Here is a 22,731-nt window from a genome sequence, read left to right on the forward strand (position 1 = left end):
CGCCGTATACGTCAGAGCGTCGGAATCTTCGTCGGTGAAACTGCCCGCTGCCACATTGTAGGTAAAGGCAGTCCCTGTGACAGCAACCTGGTCCGAAAGTGGCAAAGCCGCAACCGGAGCGTGATTGGCAGGAACCAATTTATTGATATGTACCGTAACCTGCGCCGTAGCCGCCAGTGCCGGAGTTGCATTGTCTATGGCCTGAACAGTCAGTACATAAACCGAATCTGTAGCATAGTTCAGCGCAGCAGCCAGTGTGATGGCGCCGCTTACCGAATCAATCGTAAATCTGGATGCCTGGTTACCGGCTGTAATGCTGTAACGAACCGTTTGTTCAGCAGCATCCGTAGCGGACACCTGACCGATACCTGTTCCCACCGCAATGTCTTCCCCGTGTGTAAACGAGTAAGATGCGCTGGCAAAAGCAGGTGCCTGGTTGGCGGGTGTAAATTTATTTACCTTCACCGTAACCTGTGCCATAGTCGCCAGTGCCGGAGTGGCATTGTCCATGGCCTGAACAGTCAATACATAAACGGAATCCGTAGCATAGTTCAGCGCAGCAGCCAGGGTAATGGCGCCACTCTGCGGATCAATTGCGAATCTGGATGCCTGGTTACCGGCTGTAATGCTATAACTAACCGTCTGGCCAGCAGCATCCGTTGCGGAAACTTGTCCGATGCCTGTGCCCACCGCAATGTCTTCCCCATGAGTGAATGAGTAGGATGCATTGGCAAAAACAGGTGCCTGGTTAACAGCAGGTTCTTCTTTTGAAACAGAGAAGTTATCGAAATTGAAAGTGACAGGTTCGGTGCCATTGCGATGTGTGGCAAAAATTCCTGCGTAAGCTGTTTTACCTGAAAGTGCCAGATCCGCAATATTGAGGCCGGCAGCTGTTGAAGTACCGCCCACATTCACATAGGTTGTGCCGTTGGTGGAGTAGAAGCCTTCCAGTTTGTTGTTGATCAAATCTACAATCATACGAAGACGTACCGTCTTTGTATTAAGTCCGGAAATGGCAGCAGTAATCTTGCGGTCGGAAACATCCGCACTGACGTCGTTCAGTTCCCTGCGCAATTCAATTTTGTTGCCGACAGCAACCAGTTTCACATACGTTTTATCATTCAGGCCAAGCCATATACCGGCCTGTTCGGAATTAACCCCGTTGTAAGGATTGATCAGCGTTGTTTCCAGCGTAATCTTGCCGCTTGCAGTAATGCCAGCTCCCAGCGCATTGATCTGATTGTTATTGGTTAAATGTGCAATTCCTTTGTTGGTCAAAATACTCAGGATACCATTTGCCACAGTCAGTCTGGAAGGTTCGTAACCAAGGATGTTCGAGAAAGTAGCCTCATTATCGGTAGCCTGACGGGCGCCTGAGTAAGCATCCACCATGGTGAAACCGGTTCCGTTTTTGTTTTGATCAGCAAGTCCGCCTTCGGTACCGTCAAAGTTAAGCGTAAACGGCAAAGCCACGGCAATCTTGTCGCAGGGCAAAGTACTGATCGGCGGGCAAGCCACTACGATCGGTGGAACAGCCGCTGTTACCGTCAGGTTGAATTCTGTACTTGCAGACAAGTTGCCGTCGGTTGCTGTCAGGATAATCCTATAAGCAGCTGCTGTTTCCGGCGTTCCGCTGAAAGTATTGCTCGTGTTATCAAAGGAAAGCCATTGAGGCAAGGCAGCGCCGCCGCTCAATGCAGCGGAAAGCGTCAGTTTATCTCCTTCCTTATCCGTAAAAGTACCCGCAGGAACGGTTAAAGAAAATGCAGTGCCGGTTGTAGCCGACTGATCGCCGATAGCAGCAGAAGCAACCGGTGCCGTATTGACCGGAGCTGTTGTTCCGGAAATTACATTTAATTGAAACTCCGTGGCAGCCGAAGCTTTTCCGTCCGTAGCAGCAAGTCTGATGCTGTAACTTGCCTCAGCTGCCGGCGTACCGCTGAACGTGTTGTTTGCCTGATCAAATGTCAGCCATTGGGGAAGTGCAGTGCCATCGCTCAAAGAAGCTGAAATGGTCAGCACATCGCCGTCCGCGTCCGTAAACGTACCGGCAGGAACCGCGAAAGAAAATGCAGAATCCAGCTTGGCTGTCTGGTTGCCTATTGCAGCAGCAACGGGTGTCGCATTAGTTGGAGTGGAAGCCGCATTTACAGTCAGCGTAAATTCCGAACTGGCAGAAGCCTGTCCATCCGTAGCAGTAAGCCTGATGCTGTACGTACCGGCCGTAACGGGCATACCGGCAAGCGTGTTGCTTGTCGGATTAAATGTAAGCCATTCAGGAAGCGAAGTGCCGTCGCTCAACGTGGCTGAAAGTGTCAGTTTATCTCCGTCCGCATCGGTGAAAGTGCCGGCAGGAACTGTGAAAGAAAAAGCAGAATCCGCTTTGGCCGTTTGATTTGAAACAGCAGCAGCAGCAACCGGTGCGTTATTGACCGGAACCGGCGTAATGATCGCCGTATTGATTTTTGTATTTGTTCCGCCTGTGGCATTGATTGTCAGGAAACCGTCATTAACCGTTGCCCGTACCTTAGTGGATTTGAAGCGGGTGGATGCACCTGCAACTCCGCTTGGGATGAAGTTGGAAAATGCATTAACGCCTTCTACGTTAAGAGTATGGCTTTCAGGAACCGTGCCCACATCGCCGTCGCCGGCAGAAACAGTAACGTCGTAAGTACCGTTTGGAACTTTCATTTCCCAATAGCCCTCGACTCTCGTACCGTTGAAAGAAGTAGTGCTCGGAATGGTGTTGGCCTGCATGTGCATCAGCGTAGCCAGCAAAATGTTGTCTGCAGGCTTCGTGCGTTTGCGTCCGTTTCCAAGATTCGACGTTCCGCCTACTGACAGGTCAACCGGCGTGCCGTCGGCCACTTTGCGCCAGCCGTATTCCAGACCGCTTCCCTGGCTTGTGCCGGTTCTCGGGCCGAAAGGCTGTCCGTAATCTTTCAGCCAGCCATCAGGCGTTACCGTGGCTGCCTCCTGGAAATTCACCTTGAATTCCGGGGCTGGATCCGCCACGGCCAGTAACCGCGCATGGATCCCTCTGGATCTTACCTGATTGCGTGTAAGCCCATGTTCGGAATTCAATTTTTCCGAAGATCGTGCAGCAGCCAACTGGCTGTCTACAAAGTGCTTGAAAGGCCTGGAAAGGAAATCCAGGTCCCGTACAAAGTTCAGTGCGTACGACTGAACACTGACGATGAGGCCTATCAACAAAATCAATGGCCAGACTCGTGCATAAAAGCGTGCGAGCTTGTCAGTAAAGAAGAAATCTTCTTTCATAATGGATAGAATAGAGGGTGTATTATATTGAAAAAGATAAATTCGCATCAATTCCGAAGCCATCACAGCTCGGGCTGGTGACATCGAAACAGAGAGGATGAAGAAGGAAAAAAGAGGAAATTTGGTAATGCTGATACATACTGATTTTTAACTGAATTATTGATAGAGGAATATGGGTGCTACTCGTATTACTTATTGATGGGTGAAAGATAAAACCAGAATAGTAATCGGTACATATTCTTGGGATGACACCCTGTAACTACGGGGTAAAATGATCAATTAGCAGGGTTTGAAATCCGGAAAAGTGAGGTAAAATCAGAGGTGCATCGTTACGGATTTCCGAAAAACTCCCGGAAGCGCCACAATGTAATTCTTGCTGTACAGCGAAATAGCTGTTCCGGTGAAAATACCCTTGATACATTTAACTTGAAATTGAATTATACAAGTACTGTTATTTGTAGCCAGTAAGAAATAGAAATAGCTGACAGGATTATTTGCAGAAATAGTTTTGTGTCTGACCGTACTATCCGGATGAGGCGGTTTTTTGAAATGTATGAAAAAAGGCAGTTTTCAGAAACATCAGCAAGGCGAAGGATTCAAGTCTGAAAGGCGGCGAATACGGGAATTTGAATAAAAAACGGTGCCGAACGTCGGCTTGATTTCAGGCTGGCCTGGTTATTTTCTGAATCCTGTAACATACGCATCAGTCAGAAACCAGAATCAAACCAGGATATAATGCAGGATCATATTAATAATGAGTACAACCGGATTGAAGATTATGGATTAATTGGAAATATGAAAACCGTCGCGCTGATTTCAATGAACGGTTCCCTCGATTTCATGTCTTACCCGACCTTTGATTCTCCGACCGTCTTTGCCAAATTACTTGATTCCCGTAAAGGCGGCAGCTTTTCTGTCACGCCGCATCTGCAGGATTATAACACCAAGCAACTTTATCTTCCCGGCACTGCAGTACTGCTTACACGGTTCTTTTCCGAAGAAGGAATTGCAGAACTTACCGATTACATGCCGGTGCAAAAAGGACATGCGATCAAGTCCAATGCCATTGTGAGGCAGGTTAAAACGGTGCGCGGAAGCATTACGTACAAGGTGAAATGCGAACCTGCATTTGATTACGCCCGTTCCAGTCATACCTGCGAGGCAGGTGAAAACGAAATCTACTTCAAAGTACAAAACAGCCAGGAAACAGTCATGCGGCTGCTTGCCGACGTGCCTTTGCAGGTAGTGGACAATAGCGGTTACGCAGAGTTTACGCTTCACCAGTCTGAAACGGTTTATCTGGTGCTGGAATGCGGTCATCAAAAGATTGAGGAAACGAATCCGATCGCGTTTTACAAGAATAAAACATACTTCGAAACAATCGGCTACTGGCGGAAATGGTCATCCCAATCCACTTACAAAGGCCGCTGGAACGAAGCCGTAAACCGCTCGGCCATTACGCTGAAATTACTGACTTCTTCAGAACACGGTTCGACGGTGGCAGCCGCAACTTTCGGCTTGCCGGAGACGCTGGGCGGGGAGCGCAACTGGGATTACCGCTATACCTGGATCCGGGACGCGGCATTTACCATGTATGCCTTTCTGCGCCTGGGCTATACTAGTGAAGCCACGGCATTTCTCAAATGGATCCATGCCCGCTGCATCGATGACAAACTATACCTGATGTATTCCATAGACGGCACGCACGAGCTGGAAGAAGAGGAGCTGAGCCATTTTTCCGGTTACAAAGATTCCAGGCCCGTCCGGATCGGCAATGCGGCGCAGAACCAGCTTCAGCTGGATATTTATGGTGAACTGATTGATACCATTTATATATACAATAAACAGTATTCGGCCATTACTTACGAGTTCTGGGAAACAATTGCGGAACAGATCGAGATTGTGATCGAAAGCTGGCAGAAAGCGGATCACGGAATCTGGGAAATCAGGAATGTGGAAAAGGAGTTTCTGCACAGCCGGCTGATGTGCTGGGTTGCCATGGACCGCGCCATCAAAATTGCAGAATTCCGGTCGTTTCCGTATCCGAAACAGCAATGGAGCGAGATCAGGGACAAAATTTACCTGGACATTTACCATAATTTCTGGAATGAAAAAGTAGGGGCGTTTGTGCAGTACAAAGGCGCCGAGCATGTGGATGCGAGCGTGTTGCTGATGTCGCTCATGCACTTTATTTCCCCGCATGAACCGCGCTGGCTTTCAACGATGAAAGTGGTGGAAAAGGAACTGGGACTGGACGTATTGCTGTACCGTTACCGGAACGGCTCCGATTCTTTTGACGGGCTTGAAGGGGAAGAAGGCACATTTAACATGTGTTCCTTCTGGCTGATCGAGTCGCTTGCAAAAAGCGGTGAAGTGAGCAAAGCACTGGACAGTTTTGAAAAAATGAACGGATACGCCAATCATCTGGGCCTTTTCAGCGAGCAGATCAGCTACAAAGCGGAGCATCTGGGGAACTTTCCGCAGGCATTCACACATCTGGCACTCATCAGCGCGGCACTCGAAATTGACAAACAGCTGGACCGTCTATGAGCTATTTTTTGTTATTAAAATACCTGAAGAAAAGGTAATCCTGCTATTTCAGCATATTACTGGCTATATTCAGACTTGTTTACAAAAACATTAAAAAACCGAGTTTAAAATTTAATTCAATTGAAGTATGACAACTAACAAGGTTAAACAAATCCATGAGCACGGTCAGAGTATCTGGCTTGATTTCATTGACCGTGAACTGATGCGGTCCGGAAAACTGCAAAAACTGATTGATGAGGATGGAATCCGCGGTATCACTTCTAATCCGGCCATATTTGAAAAGGCCATTTCCAGCAGCTCCGATTATGACAACGATATTGCGCAGCTGGCAACCGGCGATAAAACAAATGAAGAAATATTTTTTGCGCTTGCAATCGACGATATACAGCAGGCTGCCGATTTTTTTGACAAGGTTTATAATGAAGAAGTCGTCGGTGCAGACGGTTATGTAAGTCTGGAAGTTTCTCCGTTTCTGGCACTGGATACGCAAGGGACGATCGATCAGGCACTGGATCTCTGGGAAAAAGTGGACCGCAAAAATGTCATGATCAAGATTCCCGGAACGCTGCCCGGATTGCCGGCCATCCGCCGGGCTATTGCAGAAGGTCTGAACATTAACGTGACACTGCTTTTCGGGCTCGAACGCTACGAAGCGGTTACAGAAGCGTACATTTCCGGGCTGGAAGACAGGCTTCATGCCGGCGGTGACATCAGCCAGATTTCGTCCGTTGCCAGTTTTTTCATGAGCCGTATCGACGTGCTTGTTGATCCTGTGCTGGATGAAAAAGGACTGGGCGATCTGAAAGGAGAAGTGGCCATTGCGCTGGCCAAGAAGGCTTACGAGATTTACCAACGCGTTTTCAGCAGCGAGCGCTGGAACAAACTGGCGGAAAAAGGAGCCAAACCGCAGCGTTTGTTGTGGGCCAGCACCAGCAGCAAGAACCCGGCATTCAAGGATACCAAATATCTGGAGGCGCTGATCGGACCCAATACAGTAGACACAGCTCCTTTGGAAACCATCGAAGCTTTCCGCGATCACGGCGTGGCGGCAAACAACCTTGAACCGGGTCTTGAACAAGCCACTGAATTGCTGGAAAAGGTTAAAAATGCGGGTATTGATCTGGAAGCAATTGCCCGGCAACTGGAACAGGAAGGAATTGACAAGTTCAATGCGCCTTATGAAAAGTTGCTGAAAGCGATCGAAGACCAGAAAAGCAAGTCATAAAAAACTTGCGGTAATTCGCTTACATTATCGATTTGATTCCCTGATTTCAGCCCGGGCTTGTCCGGGCTGAAATTTTTATATGCAAACCCGATCCATTGTAATATAAAAAACCGCAACTGTTTTGTTTTTATACAATACAATTGCGGTTAAATCTTTAAAAAACAGATTCAAAATTCTTCCGGATCAGCAAAGCAAACGGTGCATTTCACACCATGGAAAACCGGAACGGGACAATGTTATATTCGATGAAAACTTTCAGGACCTGTTCTTCTGAAATCGTGTGATTGTTGAGGTACAAATCGTATATACTCGTCCAGAAACCACAGCCTTCATGGGTTTGATACCAAAGTTTAAACAGAAATATAAGTGAAGGCAATCCGTAACCCGAATGGCTGAGCGGCCTTTCCAGTTGCTCCGACATTCTTTTACCTAAACCGCAAATCGGAAAGCTGACTTCGTACAATGCTTTATTCTCTTCCAGTGTCATGCGGGTAATGGTAAATTGATGATGGATTCCGGATCTGGCTGGGAATTAAATGAAAATCCGTCCAGTACGGTTACGCTTTTTGAATACATTTCAATGATCCTTTTGCGATCGGCATTAACGACTTCCCTGTTAAATAATCGGGCAGCTTCAATGTGAAACTGAATGTCATAATTTTTACCCGGATCGTATTTGCCGTAAGTACGTTCACATACTATTTGCAATGCAGCTTCATAGGTCATCATACTCGATTTTGGTTTAATTAAAATGATAGAGTTGGGTTTTGAAATCAGAATAACAGGGGATCAATAAAATAATTTGAATCCGGTTAAAGGACGATTTTATATTATTAATCAACTATAAAATTGACTTGTACAAAGATATTCGGCATGTTTCCTATTCATCAAATTACTGTGGTAAGGAAGCCTAATTTTGGGGTTAACCGGAGCAGAATTCAGGATAATATAAAAGGCCGGACGATCATGCGGAAGACAGAAATACTGTTTGGAATCGTGTATGGCAAAACGGAAACAATCTTTAAAATGACAGCAGTGCAGCATGTCATTCGGCAGGTAAAAAAAGGTGCAGATGAACCGTCAAAGCTGAATAAGCCGGCATAACAGCCTGATCGGAACATCTGCGGATACGCTTAATTGCAGCTTTCAAATGCTGGTTCTTCTATTTCGTTTACAGCACTTTTCTGAAACTTTCTGTTTCTTAATTTTTTGAATTCTTCAATAAGATCACGGTCACCGACAATTTTATGGTAATCGCTGTAAATCATGATGAGCGCCAGGACAAAGACATCCAGACAAAGCATAATGACGAATCCCTTACGCTGTGACGTCATACCGATATGGCCTATACGAATGCTTATTTTCAGAATAAAGGCGAAAATCAATCCTGCTGCTGCGGCATACATAAACGTATTAAAAAGCTTTTTCATTTAAGATAGAGGAGTTGTTCAGGCAAATGCCCTGTTACTTTAAATTTGTCAACTGGTTTCAGAATGTTTACCGGTTGAAAAGCCTTCTGAATGTTCTATGGGTCCGATTTGAACTCTTTAATCCGATCAGAATAGCCATCAACTTTTATTTCTGATTTTTCCGAAAGGTACCACATTCCCGTAAACGGCTGAAATCACTGTGGTGAGTGCCATAATATTTGGGGTCAACGCGGATGAAATAGTTTGAACAGGCTAGAAGTTAACTGTATTCCAAATTCCATTGAACGCTTTGTAATTTGAAGAAGTAATTGTGTATGCTACGATCAGAATGTAACCGTTGAAAAGACTATTTAACTTACTTGCGTGTGTTATTGCAGCCCGTTTTTAATTTGTTAGAATATGATTAAAATTTTGCATGTAATGATTTGAAAGGCATTTGTAGAAATACAGGACCGATAATGAAACGGACAGGCTTGTGGCCCTTGTTTTACCTTTATATTTATCGATTACTTTGGTTATTTGAAAGTGTTGCAAAGCGCATGTCAGCGAAAATAATTACTTTGCTTTCAATTTGACACTGCGTTATAAAAGAACAAAAAAGCATCCTAAAACCTGCATGGAGTATTTTCTAGTTTCCATTTTCCTGATCCAGTACGTTCGTTCTTCGTTACAAACCAAAACCCGTTTCCCGGCACAGGATCAGATCCTGATTTATGCGCGGGGAATGTCCATTGCGCTTATAGGTTTATATTATGTATTTAATGAAAGGTCCTGGTTTGACTGGTTCTGGCATATCTATACCGTTTCCCTGCTGCTTTATCTGTACAAGAATGAGGCATTTCAGTCGCTGCGATCCGTTATCCAGTCATTTATCCCGTTCATTGCCATTTCGGTAATGCGGGACCTGGTGAAAGTGCTTTTTCCGGTTACGTATGACCGGATTGATTACATATTCGAAGTAGCTATTTCGGCTGCCTTTATCCTTTGTTTTGTCATCTGGTTTTATGCAAGAAAACAGCAGCGTATCCTGGCCAAGGAGCGGGAAGAGCGGCTGCGGGAAGAAGAGGCAAGCAAAGCACAGAAACAGTCGCTTGAATACCTCGTGAACGAACGGACGATCGAACTGACCATGCAGAAAGAGGAACTGCAAAAGACAATTCAGGAATTGAAATCGACTCAGAACCAGCTTATACAAAGTGAGAAAATGGCGTCTTTGGGCGAGCTTACCGCCGGGATTGCACACGAAATTCAGAATCCGCTGAACTTTGTCAATAACTTTTCAGAAGTATCGGTTGAACTTTGTCAGGAACTGGAAGAGGAAATGGACAAGATCACGATGCCTGATGCTGACAGGGATTATATAAAAGGAATCATTTCGGACCTCAGCCAGAACCAGCAGAAAATTACGCATCACGGCAAACGGGCGGATTCCATTGTGAAAGGAATGCTTCAGCATTCCAGGGCATCGTCCGGCGAGAAGGAACCGGTGGACATCAACGCGCTTGCCGACGAGTATATGCGGCTCGCTTATCACGGACTGCGTGCAAAGGATAAGGAATTCAACGCCGCACTGGTTACGGATTTTGATGCGGCCATCGGCAAAGCGAATGTGATGCCGCAGGATCTGGGCCGGGTTTTCCTTAATCTTTTTACCAACGCGTTTTATGCCGTTGCAGAAAAAAAGCGGTTGCTGGCAGCATCCGGAAACCGGCAGGATTACAAACCCGAAGTGAAAATCAGTACCAAAAAATTTGACGGTAAAATCTACATCCGCATCGCGGATAATGGAACAGGAATGCCTGAACATATAAGATCCAAAATCTTTCAGCCGTTTTTTACCACAAAACCAACCGGGCAGGGAACGGGCTTGGGGCTTTCCATGAGTTACGATATCATTACGGTCGGTCATGGCGGTGTCTTGGATGTGGATACGGTGGAGGGCGAAAAAACAGAATTCAGAATAACGCTTCCGATCAGCTGAAAAAAGGGTCTTAACAGCTGAGAAAAGCACTAACGTTTGATATGAGAATACTTGTAGTTGATGATGAAGAAGATGTGAAATCGCTTTTTGAGCAAAAGTTCAGAAAGGAAATCCACAGCGGTCAGTTTGAATTTTCTTTTGTCTTTTCGGGAGAAGAGGCTTTACGGTTTCTCGGGAACAATCCTTCCGGCGTGGTCATGATTTTGTCCGATATCAACATGCCGGGCATGAGCGGTATCGAATTGCTGAAATCCATCCGCAAGGATTACCCCGCCGCGCCTCCGAAAGTGATGATGATCACGGCCTACGGCGACAACGACAATCACGATCAGGCTATGCATTTCGGTGCGGATGATTTCCTGTCCAAACCGGTGGATTTTAATGAATTGAAGGTCAAATTGCTTAATACCCTATGAAAGCGAAAATTCTGGTTGTGGACGATGAGACCGATCTGCAGTTACTGATCAAGCAGAAATTCCGGAGACAGATCCGGGAACAGGAATACGAGTTTGTGTTTGCGGAAAACGGCTTGAAAGCATTGCAGGTGCTGAACGAAAATCCGGACGTGGACATGGTGCTCAGTGATATCAACATGCCGGAAATGGACGGACTTACGCTGCTGATCCGGCTGGGTGAAATCAGCCCGATCCTGAAATCGGTCATTGTATCGGCTTACGGCGATATGGATAACATCCGCACCGCCATGAACCGGGGCGCATTTGATTTTGTGACCAAACCCATTGATTTCAAAGACCTGGAAGTGACCATGGAAAAGACCTTGAAATACGTGGCGCAACTGAAAGAAACCATTAAGGCCGTACGTGAAAACGATATACTGCGCATGTATGTGGATGCTTCGGTACTGCAGTTTATGACGCAGGATGCTTTCGAGCAATCGCTCATGACAAGCGAGAACATTGAAGCCACGGTCGTATTCATGGATTTGTGCGGCTTTACTTCCATTTCCGAAAATGAGCCTGCGGACCGTGTGGTCAAAATGATCAACAAGTATTTTGATGTGATGGTGAAGGAAATCATTGCGCAGGGCGGACTGGTGGACAAGTTTATGGGTGATGCAGTGATGGCCGTGTTTCGCGGCGATTATCATCTTGACCGCGCCATAGAATCTTCACTGGCCGTCAGAAATCACATCAATGGCTTTAAAGAAGAACTTTCCGATCAGTCCGGTTATTATCCCAAAGTTTCCATCGGCATCAATTCGGGTGAAATGGTTTCCGGCAACATCGGTTCGGCTGCGCTGAAAAGGCTGGATTATACGGTAATCGGTGACGCAGTCAATGTAGCTCAGCGGCTGCAATCGATAGCAGCGCCCGGGCAGGTCGTAGTGCCGGAATCTGCCTATCTGCTGATTAAAGAGGCGTTTAATTGCAATCTGATCGGTGAAGTCAATCTGAAAAACAAGGCAAATCCTGTAAAAATCTATGAAGTGCTGGAATAGTTATGAATGTTGAAAAAGCAGAGGAATATATCATCCGCCAGCTTGGGTTAAGGCTGTCGGAAACGCTTTATTATCACGGCCTGCATCATGTGGAAGACGTAACGCATGCCGTCCTGAATTTAGCTGTGCAGGAAGGAATCACAGACGAGCAATCCGTCAAACTGCTCCGGATCGCTGCGTTGTATCATGACTGCGGCTTTATGAATACCTATCAGAACCATGAAGAGGAAGGTTGCCGGATTGCAAGGGAAATATTGCCGGATTTCGGGTTTTCAAAAGTGGAAATTGCTTCCGTCTGCGGCATGATCATGGCCACCAAAATTCCGCAGAACCCTCAAAACCATCTTGAAGAGATTATTTGTGATGCCGATCTGGATTATCTCGGGCGGGACGATTTTGAACCCATTGCCGAAACGTTGTTCCAGGAACTGAAAGTCCGCCAAATCGTTGCCGATCGTGAAAGCTGGAATCAGATTCAGGTAAAATTCCTGACAGCACACCATTACTGGACCCAATCGGCAACCAGACAACGCGCCCCGAAAAAAGCAGTTCATCTGGAAAACCTGATCAAATTAATCTGATCAATTCAAATCTGATATCTTACTTTTCACAAACAGCATTTCACAAAAAATCACTGCACACGCATTTTTTCATTCTGAACGCGGATCCGCTGACAAAGTATCCGCAGCACATTGCGCAGTATTTCATCCCGTTCTTCCATCAGTTCAAAAAAATCTTCCTGATCAATCCGGAAAACCAATGCGTCCGTCTCGGCAACGATTGTGGCCGAGCGCGGTTCGGCATCCAGCAATGAAAGTTCACCGAAAATTTCACCTTTGTCAAACAAGGCAAGCTGTCTGCTGCCGTCGTAAACGCCGATTTGTCCGGTATAAATCACGTACATGGAGTCGCCGAGATCTCCTTTTGCGAAAATTGCCTGGCCTTCGCTGTACGTTACTTCTTTCATGATCGGAGCAATGGAACCAAGCACGTTTTCCGGGGTCTGGGAAAAAATGCGTGTGTTTTTCAGGACTATAACCCTTTCCATTTCGGATATTTGCCGGGCTGCTTCTTCGTGTTTCATGCTTTCAGGAATTGTAAAAACCGGATTTTCAGTTGGTGACAGTTGTATGATTCTTTGTCTGGCTGCATCCCGTACAAGCCGGGAAGGGTGATTGGACAATGCCTGCAGAAGCCTGCTGTTTTCATCATCCGGAATGCAGTTCTGGATGGCGAGTGCAATGGTCCAGGGGGTAAAGAGCTTTTCCCTGCGTATCAAAATGTAAGGAACAACAGGAATTCCGGCATTCGTACTGGCCGTATACTGCCGCAAAGCTTCCCGCTTTTTCAGGATGGAAATATCTTCAAACAAGGCATGCAGCGAAGGATAAAGCATACGCGGAATAAGGCTTTCGATCATTTCGAGCGAATTGGCCCGTTTCTCGCGGGACGCATGCCTGATCCCGTTCCACGCATTTTGTACGGCATCCTTGTCATACTGCATCATAAACAGATAGAACAGCCGCTGGCCCGTTTTTTCAAGTTCATAATCCAGCGCATCGTTCCAGACTTTGTTTTCGCCGCTTTCGTCCATTCCGTTCAGTAAAACGGAAGCATGGATCAGTTCTTTTTCTACGAATTCAGCGAGCAGCGGCCTGTATTCTTCGTTTGTCTTGTAACCCGTAAGTGCTTTCAGTGCAGACAGATGAATAAAGGTGTCAGCTGCTTTTACGTTAACAACATGCCCGGAATTAATTGCCGGTTTGCTGTCGTAAATGGTTGTAACAAGTTCAAAAAGCGTCCGGAAAACGAAGTCATTTTTGTTTTTTTCGGCTGCTTTTACAAATGTTTCCATCCGCTTTCCGGTAACATCCCGGCGCAGCCAGTCCTGAACAATGCTGATGCCGGAATCGCCGGATCTGATCAGGGCAGTTAAAGTCGGTTTGTTCAGGTTTTCGGCAAGGAGCGGTTTCAGCTCCTGTATCAATCTTGCAGAACCATACGTGGCGGCCACTGCCATGGCGGCATTTTTCACTTTTTCCGAACCTTGATCCAGACAGTCTCTGATGCTGTTTTCATAAGAATCCAGGCCGGTTGTCTGTATGCAGTCCAGCGCGGTAAGCTGTGCTTTTTCATTTGCGGAAACAAAAAGCCTGCGCAGCGTGCCATGAATCAAAGGCAATGCCTGTCCTGCTTCCCAGCATCCCAGAATAGCACCTTTTACAATATCCAGGTCTTCGTGCGAAAGAAAATAAGCCAGTTTTTCATCAGAAAGCCGCGACGCCGAGCATGCGATGCGAACGGCAAGTGTCTGGCAAGCAGACTCCGGTTCGCTTTCAATATATGCCAGAAATGCTTTTGAAAGCTCCGGTTTCTTGATGGTTGCCAGTGACTGCAAGGTTTTCAGCCTGACTTCCGGATTGGGATTTTCGAGCAAAGAATCAACATTTTTACTGAATACGGAAACCTTGTTTGCTGTCAGCCATTCGATCGCATTGATTACTTCTTCCTTACGCTGACTTGCCAGGTTTTCAGTTATAAATGGCAGCGCCTCTGCCGAGGAAGCCATTTCACCGCTCCTGATAAACCGCTTGCTGATCGCGCTTTTCAGTTCGAGCATATAATGGCGGTAGGCCTTGCGGAAAATAAACAGCGCCACAACGGCAAAAAACAAGGACAGGTCAAAAGTAAGGCTGATATCACTGAGCTGTTGTGTATAGACAATCCAGAGGAGCAAGCCGGCGATGAGCATTCCGAGCGGCTCAAACAACCCTTTTGCCAGCGTATGTCCTTTCAGGCGGGTTTTGGTAGACAACGGCTGAAAAAGGACCAGGAAAACCGGATCGAAAATAGTCCTTCTGACGAGCTCAAATAATAAATAGGCAATGCAGTAATACACCAGCAGGGACGGCTCGTCTTTCCGGAAATACGATGAAACCAGTAGCCCGAGCGAAATAGCAATGGTCGTGAGCGGCAGTAAAAAAAGGGTTAGCCGCACCCCGAAACGTTCGACCGTTTTTCCTGAAAACAGCATTTTTACCAAGGTTGCGATTACATAAGTGGCGGTAAGTAAAGAACCTACGAACACAATGACGTCATGCTGGCTGTGAAATTTGTATTTGACATTGACAAAAAAATGGTACTCGATCCACGTTGCCGTCGCCGCCATGGCTGCCATGCCCAGACATAAGGATGTAATCAGCTTGTTGCCGCCGAAGTATTTACGGATAATCCTGGAATCCGATGCGGCTGTCTGTCGCGGACGGGCATGATGCGGATTCGGGATTTCGGTAAACCGGAACGTAAGCACCTGCGTGTAAAATGCCAGGGCAAAAAAGACCAGTGAAATGAGCAGTAAAATCATGAGCACCGACGGGGAATGAATCAGTACGGCAAGCACGGCGCCGAGTGCCTTGGCCGGCATATCGCCCGAACCGATCACGCTGAACAAACGCTTGCTTTGCCTCACGTCAAAAACCAGCGCGGATAATCCCCAGAATTCCAGATTAATAAGTAGATAAATAATGCGGTAACCGACCATAATGGCAATGGCCGTGGCAACGCCGTGCCCGACCAGCAGCAGCGCCATTACGGTAACCACCATCAGTAAGGACGAAAGCATAGTGCCCAGGCTCAGCCTTTTGAGCAAAAGCCTGTGTTCGAAATGTTCGTAGACTTTCCCGGCAGCCATTACAGCAAGCGCAGCAGCTATGTAAGCAATCGGAAGGGAATATTCAGGATGGTTTTCAAGCAAGAGGACATTGGCAGAAACGTAAACGAGCGTTGTGCCGACGTTGATAAAAAAGTTATGAAAGAAAAATAGGATCGTCTGCGGATGGATGGAATGGAATAAACTGTTGTTTTTGTTCAAGGATTTCATAAGGTCTGAATACGGGCTTCAATCCTGTAAAATAAACACTTATTCTTCCTTTTAAAAACCCGGATTGCAGATTTAGCTTCGGGCTGCACCGGAATTTGATCCGTTCAGAAATTAAAAAGCCCACAGCCGTTTGATGGAACAAACAGCCATGAGCCATAACGTGGAGTAAAATAGTAAGATAATGAAAGCCTTATGTTGCTGCTATGCCAGGGGCTGCGGGGAGGCGTTTCCGCGTGAACCCGGGAAAAGCCGCAGTTGCGAAGCATCCTGTTCAATATGTACAATCAGTGGTGTAAAGCCGTCTTCGGCCATGTACCGGATCTCGCAGGAATGGGCGGGCGTTTTAAGTTTTCCCTGCTTGTTGACGAGATTGACAATTTGCCTGACACCGTCGACGTGAAATTCGTAGCTGCCGTTTTTGCTCGGCATTTCAATAGACAATGATTTTGTATAAGAGCCTGCTGTCTCGCTTTCAGGCATTTTGAATCCGGTTGCAATGGTACTCAGGCCCAGTGAAACAACCTGAAGAAAATTTCTGCGTTTGATGTCCATTTTATAAGAAGTAAATGTCGTGAACTGGTTTGGAATAACTGTTTTGAAATGGGTTTTTTGTCAATGCACTGTTTTACGGAATGCTTAAAGCCGACTGACAGCAGCTGTATTGAAAATCAATGTGGTTATACAATCAGTAAAGGTTCGGTAATTCTGGATTCGAGCGAAGTATTGTACTGTACTTCCATGTTTGCATATTCCACGGCAACCGTCTGAGGCATGGGTGAGCGGTATATGCCAAACTTCCAGTAAGGTCCGGTTTCATCCGGATACCCGATTCCGATGTTGGAAATATTGACCAGCTCCACGCCGTCTTTCCACCATTGAAACTGACCGTTGGTTGGCGAGAAACGGATGCGCATGACATTTTTGTGCCAGATTCCGCGTGTAAACTGGCTGGTGCCTCTCAGAAACGATTTCGGACTGATCGTATGCGGTGTTACCGTTGTGGAGCAGGTAAAAGCTTTGAAAGTATCAAGTCCTTCCAGTCTGAAACCCAGCACCGGCGGCGAACTGATATCGCCTTCGTCTTCGCTGGCATGAAACTGGCCGAGGTAACAGAAGTCGGACGGTTCCAGCGTAAGTGCTTCCCCGGGTTCGATTTTGATGGCAAATGAAAGCCATACATCCTGATCGTAAGGCATCTGGGCACCTTTCATGTAAAACTCGGAACGTTCGCGGTATTTATTGGTATAATCTCCTGACCAGACTTCACCTGCATTTACTACCGCGCGGTACAGCGGAGACGTTTTGTTCGTTGCTTTCTGCAGAGACCATTCCTTGTTCGGAGTCTGGGTCATATACGATTTGTCGAACATGCTCACCATGGTGCCTGCATTACCAACCGAAACAAACTTCTCGGGGAACAGGTTGACTGCAATATCTTCATGCTCTGAGCTGATTACATTCGAGTCATAAAAATTGATCAGCTGGATCTCGTTTTCTGATTGTTCAATCTGATAATTGGAACTCGTTTGTTTGATCCAGGTCCCGCCGTCAATCCTTTGGGTAAATACATCGGATGTGTTGCTTGCAGATGGTCTGTTCAATGTTACAATATCTGCTTTTCGAGTAACCGGAGTGGCATTGGTGCGGATGTAACTGGTCATTGCAGTTGCTTTTTCCAGCTGGATTCCCCAGATCAGCACACCGCTTGTGCCGTCGCCGGTATAGGATTGCTTGCCGTTGCTGATTTCACAGCCGATTACCGTGGAAGTATTGGATGAAGATGCGATGAAAGTGGCAGCGCAGCGGAACCAGCCGTTTCCTGCATTCTCTACCGCAGACCCGATGAAAATGCTGCTTTTGTTCCCGACTATTCCGTTTGCAATATCAAAATGGATGGTCAATCCGCTCACATTGAAATAAACCCAGGTCCTTTCGGCAGCTTTAAAAAAGGCGCTGACCGTATAGGTATTTCCGGCCTCTGTGGTGATCGTAGGGTTGGGTACAATATAGTGTGCGGTGCTGGATGCCGTGTTTTCTTTTATTTTATATCCGAATGTTTCACCGTCCGGCGATTTTATCGTAGAAAGCGGTGTGCTTGCAGCCTGTTTGCGCCACGGCGTACCTTCCAGTTTCTGGGAATACAGAACCAGGTTGGTACTTTCCGGTTCTATCAGTGCTCCTGCCAGTAACGGCGCAGTGTCTGAAAGCCTGTAATTGTAACGCAGGCCCATATAGGCATTTTCGGCAGTAGGCGTGTAGGCCGTCATGTTGATGCCCGGCTCCATCTGGGCACCCCAGGCATAGATGCATTTCCCGGTAACACCCGCATAACTTGCGGTACTGGTATCATTCAGGATGTATACGTGAAAGCCGGAAGTGGATCCAAGGTCAGGAACAGCCGTCAGCTGAAGTCTCCACCAGCCATTGCCGCTGTTGACCGCCTTGTAACTGATCAGATTGGAACTTGCCGCAATGAAAGTACCCGTGGCAAGATCGAGTTTTACGGTGGGGTTGCCTCCCGTAAAAGAGGTGGAATCCGAAAAGCTGAACTGTATTTTACTGCGCGTCCCTGCCTTAAGGTACATACTTACTGTAACCGGCTGGCCTTGCGGAACGGGAACAATGCGTGAAATCCTGTGTTCGCCGGTTTTGATTTCTTCAGAAATTTTGCAGGCAGTGCTGGTACCGTCCGGTGCCAGAATGTCGCCCGTCGTAGCAGCAAAGGCCATCACCTGAATCCATGGGCTCACAGCTAATTTCTGGCTCTGCGACAACCAGTTTCTGCCCGGTTGTGCAAAGTGCAGGTATCCGTCCGAGCCGTAGTAGGAAGCTTCACTTTCTCTGATAAAGGAGATGTTGTTGTTGAGCGCTGAAGACTCTTCTCTGAAATCGAAAGCTTGAACTGGTGCTAGCATTTTCCTGAATATTTGTAATAGGTTGAATTAAGTCGGTTTGTTGGAAAAGGTGATTCAGTTGACTGTGCAGTTCAATCCGGAAAACGTTTCTGAAAGCATGAACTATTTAACCCGGATCAAACTGCTGTGTGTTGAAGTCAATTCTGAATCAGTGTGTTATTCCTTTGTAATTTGATAAAACAAAATTATACGGATCGCCATCCTGAAAACATGACCTGCATCATGTTTAAAACTAACATTAATTATTTTGTCAAATACAGAGTATTAATTTTATCGATTACAATAATTATACTATAAATAGATATAGTAAATGTTCTGCAATCCGGTTTGTGCCTGTTGGACGATGCAGCAATCAACAAACTGCTTTGTGCGTAATCCGGTGAAATGTTTCTGGAAAAAGAAGGGAGGTGAAATTCGATTTTTAAATCAAGCGCGTCCCTTAGATCCGCAGCCTTTTTCCAGGCAATGGCATAAAGCAGGCTTACGGACGAATCTTCACTATTGATCTCAATTCCCGGATTTTGCTGAGCCGTCCTGGCATAATTTTAAAGTCTTATCCTGCAGGCAGAGAAACTGCATGACTGTTTCAATTAAAAAAGATAGAAAAATGGCTGAATTAAACGTCCAACCCAAAAAGAACAATCCATGGCTGATCTGGCTCATCCTTGCGGTGCTTGTGGTGGCCCTGATCTTTTACTTTCGGAGCAATAGCAGTAACAAAAGTGTATCCATCGGCAGCGACAGTACTTCAAAGGATACATCGGCATTGGCAGCCTGGGACAATGTTGACTGGAATGCCTCAGAAACTTCTTACGAAGAAATTACGGATACCACGATTTCTGTTCGGGGAAACAAGGATTATACGATCTACGGACTCGGCGAAAACATTCTTTTCAACGTGGGCGATACAGCGTTGCAGGCAAGTGCACAATATCAGCTGAAACAGATTGCCGCTTCTGTGAACAAGCGTTACAAAGAAGCTTCTCTGGCCGTTTACGGAAGAACGGATTCCACCGGCACGGCCGGCCTGAACAAAGAGCTGGGTAAATTGCGGGCAGAAGCTGTAAAACAATGGCTGGTTGAAAACGCCAGCATCAATGCGGACAACATCACGGTTTATTCCAAAGGACAATCCGATCCGGTGGCTTCCAATGCCACGCCGGAAGGAAGACAAATGAACCGAAGAGTGGATATTGTGGCAAGAGCACAGAAATAAGATTTTGGTTTTGGTTTTAAACTCTAAATGAATTTGACAATGGCTCTGAACGAAAATGATGATAACGATAACCGCCTGCAGGAACTGGGCGGAAGCGATTTCGAGATTGCAGACGGACAACCGGATATCAAAGGCTGGGAAGTAAAAGATTCAGCCGGTACTGATCTGGGTGAAGTAGACGAACTTATCTTTGATGTAACCAGCCGCAAGGTCCGTTATCTGGTTGTGGATCTGGATGAAAATGAACTGAAGCCGGATTCAGGGAAAGTGCTTGTCCCGATTGGTTTGGTGACGTTGCAGGAAAATGACCATGAAGTGATTTTACCTTCATTCGAGGCAAAGCATCTTTATGCGCTTCCTGAATACGAAAAGGGAAAAATCACACCTGTAATGGAGTCTGAAATACGGAATACCTTAACCGGACTGGGCATTGCTGCCACCGGATCTGCTCTTTACGACCGTCATCCCGAGGGTTTTTACGATCACCAGCATTTTGACGATACACAATTCTATGCGGGCCGCAATGATGCCAATCCTGTGAATATACCGATCATTGAGGAAGAATTGCATGTAGGCAAAACTGAAGTGGAAACCGGCGGAATAGCCGTAACCAGCAAAATCATTGAAACCCCGGTTCATGAAAGTATTACGCTCCGCGAAGAACAGGTGCATGTCACGCGCGAAGCAGTGGACCGTCCGGCAACTCTGGATGATTTTGAGACTTTCAAGGAAGGAAAAACGGAGCTGATCGAGACCAGGGAAGTTCCGGTTGTGAATAAGATCGCAACGGTTGTGGAAGAAGTTTCGATTCGGAAGGAAGTAGGCGAACGTAAAGAGGTCATCAAGGATACCGTGCGCAAAACCGAAGTCGATATTGAAGATATTGACCATGATAAACCGGGCGCTGACCTGAATCCGTAATGACTGCACATTAATGACTGCATATTTCAGGACAAACCAGAAAGGATCGCTCGAATGGCGGTCCTTTCTGGTTAACAGGTAAAAATTTATGTACGGAAAGCGAGCGGCGTCAAAGAAGTCTGTTTTTTGAAAAAGTTGGAAAAATGAGCCAGATCATCAAATCCCAGTGTAAAAGAAATTTCCGAAATGTTCCAGTCAGTCTGTTTGAGTAAAATCTTAGCCTCCTGAATTACTCTTGTACGGATGATTTCTGTTGTCGTACGGCCAAATGTTTCTTTTAAAACCTTGTTCAGATGATTTACATGAACGGCCAGGACATCGGCGTAATCCTTAGCCGTACGAAGGTTTAATCTTTGCTGCGGGGATTCCAGCGGAAACTGACGTTCCAGAAGTTCAATGAACAGCGAAGAAATCCGTTCAGAAGCACTTTGGGCCATGTGCAATGCCGAAGCTGGCTGAAGCTTCTGGCCGTAATGGATCAGTTCCATGACCAGGTTTCGGATCAGGTCATATTTGTAAACATAATCCGTGCTCATTTCTTTGTACATCTTCCGGAAAATATATTCAAGTTCCGCCGTTTCTTCCTGCGTTAGCTGAAAAATCGGCAATTCTCCGGGCTGAAAAATCGGCAGATCGTCGAGTACAATCCCGGCTTTGTTTTTTGCCAGAAAATCCGCAGTAAAAATGCAGAAAAAACCGGACTGGTTATCGTCCTGAGGCAGCCAGTGATAAGGAATCCTGGGCGTGGCAAAAAGCAATGCACTTTCCTGAATGTCAATGACCTTATCGGCATATTCTGCCCGGTTTTTTCCCTTGATCAGACTGATTTTGTAATAGGCCCTCCGGCTGTACGGCATGATGCGCGCACCGCTGTTCTGTTCAAAAAGCTTTTCTGTTTCAAAAATATTGAAGTGTCCGATTTCCCTTGTGATTCCTTCGGGAAGTTTGGCGGTGGCTTTCTGGTAAAAGTCTTCGATGGATGAATTGCCGATCATTTTTTTGCAAAAATCAAATTTAGTCGCTTTGTACGGCCATTCAAAATCCGGTGGTTTCAAAGATTCATTCCGCCCGATATTTCTATACGCTGCGCATTGATCCAGCGGGCATCCTCGGTACACAAAAATGCAACCACACCGCCGATATCATCCGGCAGGCCAACACGTCCAAGCGCAGTGATATTGCTGATATGTTTGTTTATTTCCGCATTGTCCCGCACCCGGCCACCCGAAAAATCCGTTTCAATCGCACCCGGCGCAATGATATTGGCCCTGATTTTCCTGGATCCGAGTTCCGCGGCCAGATACCTTGTGAATACCTCCACAGCACCTTTCATGGAAGCATAAGCAGAAGAGCCCGGCATGCTGAAGCGCGCCAGACCAGACGATACATTGATAATTCCGCCGCCGTAGTTCAGGATGGGAAGTGCTTTTTGCGTCAGGAAGTAGACACCTTTGAAATGCACATTCAGCAATTCATCAAACATTTCTTCACTAACATTTTCGATCAGCGCATTGCCGCCGATTCCGCCGTTATTAATCAGAAAGTCAAAGCGTTCTGTATTGAATGTATTTTTGAGCACTTCTTTCAGTCTGTCGAAAAAAGCATCAAAGCTTTTTACATCGGCCGCATTCAGCTGCAAAGCGGCTGCCTTTTGCCCGGCCTGTTCAATCTGCGCAACGACATGCATTGCTTCCTCTTCCTTGCTGAAATAAGTAAGGATGACATCAAACCCTTTTTCGGCCAGTTTGAGTGCCATGTTTTTTCCCAACCCACGGCTTCCGCCGGTTACAAGTGCTATTTTCTTTTCCATTGTTTCAAACGTTTTTTGATTTGGCAAAGGTGATTAAAATACGCGCCAGTGATTTGTAATTATCA

General features: G+C 46.4%; 17 protein-coding genes. 8 read left to right on the forward strand and 9 right to left on the reverse strand.

The window, feature by feature from the left end; genetic code table 11:
* The coding region (locus tag FEM55_RS01065; RefSeq protein ID WP_171036428.1) for a putative Ig domain-containing protein at window positions 1–3,279 on the reverse strand (3,279 nt) is incomplete at its 3' end.
* Between the two features lie 735 nt (window positions 3,280–4,014).
* Between FEM55_RS01065 and FEM55_RS01070 the strand changes: the two genes are divergently transcribed.
* Together FEM55_RS01070 and tal are read left to right on the forward strand one after the other, a co-directional pair.
* On the forward strand, window positions 4,015–5,829 hold the full coding sequence (locus FEM55_RS01070; protein ID WP_138279475.1) for a glycoside hydrolase family 15 protein: 1,815 nt from the start codon (window positions 4,015–4,017) through the stop codon (window positions 5,827–5,829).
* A 127-nt stretch (window positions 5,830–5,956) separates the two neighbouring features.
* Window positions 5,957–7,054 (forward strand): transaldolase, encoded by a 1,098-nt coding sequence (gene tal, locus FEM55_RS01075; protein WP_138279476.1) that lies wholly within the window; start codon window positions 5,957–5,959, stop codon window positions 7,052–7,054.
* Between the two features lie 205 nt (window positions 7,055–7,259).
* Here tal and FEM55_RS01080 read toward each other — a convergent pair whose 3' ends face one another.
* From FEM55_RS01080 to FEM55_RS01090, 3 genes are all read right to left on the reverse strand, one after another.
* Window positions 7,260–7,541 carry a hypothetical protein gene (locus FEM55_RS01080; protein ID WP_138279477.1) on the reverse strand — a complete coding sequence of 94 codons (282 nt, stop codon included), beginning with the start codon at window positions 7,539–7,541 and terminating at the stop codon, window positions 7,260–7,262.
* On the reverse strand, window positions 7,538–7,783 hold the full coding sequence (locus tag FEM55_RS01085) for a hypothetical protein (protein ID WP_138279478.1): 246 nt from the start codon (window positions 7,781–7,783) through the stop codon (window positions 7,538–7,540). The genes FEM55_RS01080 and FEM55_RS01085 overlap by 4 nt, the downstream gene beginning before the upstream one ends.
* Window positions 7,784–8,187: 404 nt before the next feature.
* Window positions 8,188–8,484 (reverse strand): hypothetical protein, encoded by a 297-nt coding sequence (locus FEM55_RS01090; RefSeq protein WP_138279479.1) that lies wholly within the window; start codon window positions 8,482–8,484, stop codon window positions 8,188–8,190.
* Window positions 8,485–9,100: 616 nt separating this feature from the next.
* Between FEM55_RS01090 and FEM55_RS01095 the strand changes: the two genes are divergently transcribed.
* The 4 genes from FEM55_RS01095 to FEM55_RS01110 are packed head-to-tail and all read left to right on the forward strand — an operon-like array spanning window position 9,101 to window position 12,505.
* On the forward strand, window positions 9,101–10,465 hold the full coding sequence (locus FEM55_RS01095) for a sensor histidine kinase (RefSeq protein ID WP_138279480.1): 1,365 nt from the start codon (window positions 9,101–9,103) through the stop codon (window positions 10,463–10,465).
* Window positions 10,466–10,506: 41 nt separating this feature from the next.
* A complete protein-coding gene (locus FEM55_RS01100; RefSeq protein WP_138279481.1) occupies window positions 10,507–10,881 on the forward strand; it encodes a response regulator in 375 nt (124 codons plus the stop codon).
* Entirely contained in the window at window positions 10,878–11,924 is a 1,047-nt protein-coding gene (locus FEM55_RS01105) for an adenylate/guanylate cyclase domain-containing protein (RefSeq protein WP_138279482.1), read from the forward strand. The genes FEM55_RS01100 and FEM55_RS01105 overlap by 4 nt, the downstream gene beginning before the upstream one ends.
* 2 nt (window positions 11,925–11,926) lie before the next feature.
* Complete coding sequence (locus FEM55_RS01110; protein ID WP_138279483.1) at window positions 11,927–12,505, forward strand: HD domain-containing protein; 579 nt, start codon at window positions 11,927–11,929, stop codon at window positions 12,503–12,505.
* Window positions 12,506–12,555: 50 nt separating this feature from the next.
* Here the strand turns inward: FEM55_RS01110 and FEM55_RS01115 are convergent, their stop codons facing one another.
* The 3 genes from FEM55_RS01115 to FEM55_RS01125 form a co-directional block, all read right to left on the reverse strand.
* Entirely contained in the window at window positions 12,556–15,804 is a 3,249-nt protein-coding gene (locus tag FEM55_RS01115; RefSeq protein WP_138279484.1) for a cyclic nucleotide-binding domain-containing protein, read from the reverse strand.
* A 201-nt stretch (window positions 15,805–16,005) separates the two neighbouring features.
* Window positions 16,006–16,356, reverse strand: a complete 351-nt coding sequence (locus FEM55_RS01120) for a hypothetical protein (RefSeq protein ID WP_138279485.1) — start codon at window positions 16,354–16,356, stop codon at window positions 16,006–16,008.
* A gap of 125 nt (window positions 16,357–16,481) precedes the next feature.
* Window positions 16,482–18,719 carry a phage head spike fiber domain-containing protein gene (locus FEM55_RS01125; protein WP_138279486.1) on the reverse strand — a complete coding sequence of 746 codons (2,238 nt, stop codon included), beginning with the start codon at window positions 18,717–18,719 and terminating at the stop codon, window positions 16,482–16,484.
* 607 nt (window positions 18,720–19,326) lie between these two features.
* On the opposite strand from FEM55_RS01125, the gene FEM55_RS01130 reads away from it, so the two are divergent.
* The gene (locus tag FEM55_RS01130; RefSeq protein ID WP_138279487.1) at window positions 19,327–19,935 is read left to right on the forward strand and encodes an OmpA family protein; all 609 of its coding nucleotides are present in this window, start codon (window positions 19,327–19,329) and stop codon (window positions 19,933–19,935) included.
* A 39-nt stretch (window positions 19,936–19,974) separates the two neighbouring features.
* The gene (locus tag FEM55_RS01135; RefSeq protein WP_171036429.1) at window positions 19,975–20,856 is read left to right on the forward strand and encodes a DUF2382 domain-containing protein; all 882 of its coding nucleotides are present in this window, start codon (window positions 19,975–19,977) and stop codon (window positions 20,854–20,856) included.
* A gap of 86 nt (window positions 20,857–20,942) precedes the next feature.
* Here FEM55_RS01135 and FEM55_RS01140 read toward each other — a convergent pair whose 3' ends face one another.
* Together FEM55_RS01140 and FEM55_RS01145 are read right to left on the reverse strand one after the other, a co-directional pair.
* Window positions 20,943–21,851, reverse strand: coding sequence for a helix-turn-helix domain-containing protein (locus FEM55_RS01140; protein WP_138279489.1), 909 nt, complete (start codon window positions 21,849–21,851; stop codon window positions 20,943–20,945).
* Window positions 21,852–21,907: 56 nt separating this feature from the next.
* Entirely contained in the window at window positions 21,908–22,666 is a 759-nt protein-coding gene (locus FEM55_RS01145; RefSeq protein WP_138279490.1) for an SDR family NAD(P)-dependent oxidoreductase, read from the reverse strand.
* Between the last annotated feature and the right edge of the window lie 65 nt (window positions 22,667–22,731).

The organism is Dyadobacter sediminis (assembly GCF_005860765.1).
In the GTDB taxonomy this organism is placed as follows: domain Bacteria; phylum Bacteroidota; class Bacteroidia; order Cytophagales; family Spirosomataceae; genus Dyadobacter; species Dyadobacter sediminis.

Coding starts and splice junctions, on each gene's coding strand:
- FEM55_RS01070 (WP_138279475.1), top strand. CDS start 4,015: ATGCAGGATCATATTAATAATGAGTACAACCGGATTGAAGATTATGGA.
- tal (WP_138279476.1), top strand. CDS start 5,957: ATGACAACTAACAAGGTTAAACAAATCCATGAGCACGGTCAGAGTATC.
- FEM55_RS01080 (WP_138279477.1), bottom strand. CDS start 7,541: ATGACACTGGAAGAGAATAAAGCATTGTACGAAGTCAGCTTTCCGATT.
- FEM55_RS01085 (WP_138279478.1), bottom strand. CDS start 7,783: ATGATGACCTATGAAGCTGCATTGCAAATAGTATGTGAACGTACTTAC.
- FEM55_RS01090 (WP_138279479.1), bottom strand. CDS start 8,484: ATGAAAAAGCTTTTTAATACGTTTATGTATGCCGCAGCAGCAGGATTG.
- FEM55_RS01095 (WP_138279480.1), top strand. CDS start 9,101: ATGGAGTATTTTCTAGTTTCCATTTTCCTGATCCAGTACGTTCGTTCT.
- FEM55_RS01100 (WP_138279481.1), top strand. CDS start 10,507: ATGAGAATACTTGTAGTTGATGATGAAGAAGATGTGAAATCGCTTTTT.
- FEM55_RS01105 (WP_138279482.1), top strand. CDS start 10,878: ATGAAAGCGAAAATTCTGGTTGTGGACGATGAGACCGATCTGCAGTTA.
- FEM55_RS01110 (WP_138279483.1), top strand. CDS start 11,927: ATGAATGTTGAAAAAGCAGAGGAATATATCATCCGCCAGCTTGGGTTA.
- FEM55_RS01115 (WP_138279484.1), bottom strand. CDS start 15,804: ATGAAATCCTTGAACAAAAACAACAGTTTATTCCATTCCATCCATCCG.
- FEM55_RS01120 (WP_138279485.1), bottom strand. CDS start 16,356: ATGGACATCAAACGCAGAAATTTTCTTCAGGTTGTTTCACTGGGCCTG.
- FEM55_RS01125 (WP_138279486.1), bottom strand. CDS start 18,719: ATGCTAGCACCAGTTCAAGCTTTCGATTTCAGAGAAGAGTCTTCAGCG.
- FEM55_RS01130 (WP_138279487.1), top strand. CDS start 19,327: ATGGCTGAATTAAACGTCCAACCCAAAAAGAACAATCCATGGCTGATC.
- FEM55_RS01135 (WP_171036429.1), top strand. CDS start 19,975: ATGGCTCTGAACGAAAATGATGATAACGATAACCGCCTGCAGGAACTG.
- FEM55_RS01140 (WP_138279489.1), bottom strand. CDS start 21,851: ATGATCGGCAATTCATCCATCGAAGACTTTTACCAGAAAGCCACCGCC.
- FEM55_RS01145 (WP_138279490.1), bottom strand. CDS start 22,666: ATGGAAAAGAAAATAGCACTTGTAACCGGCGGAAGCCGTGGGTTGGGA.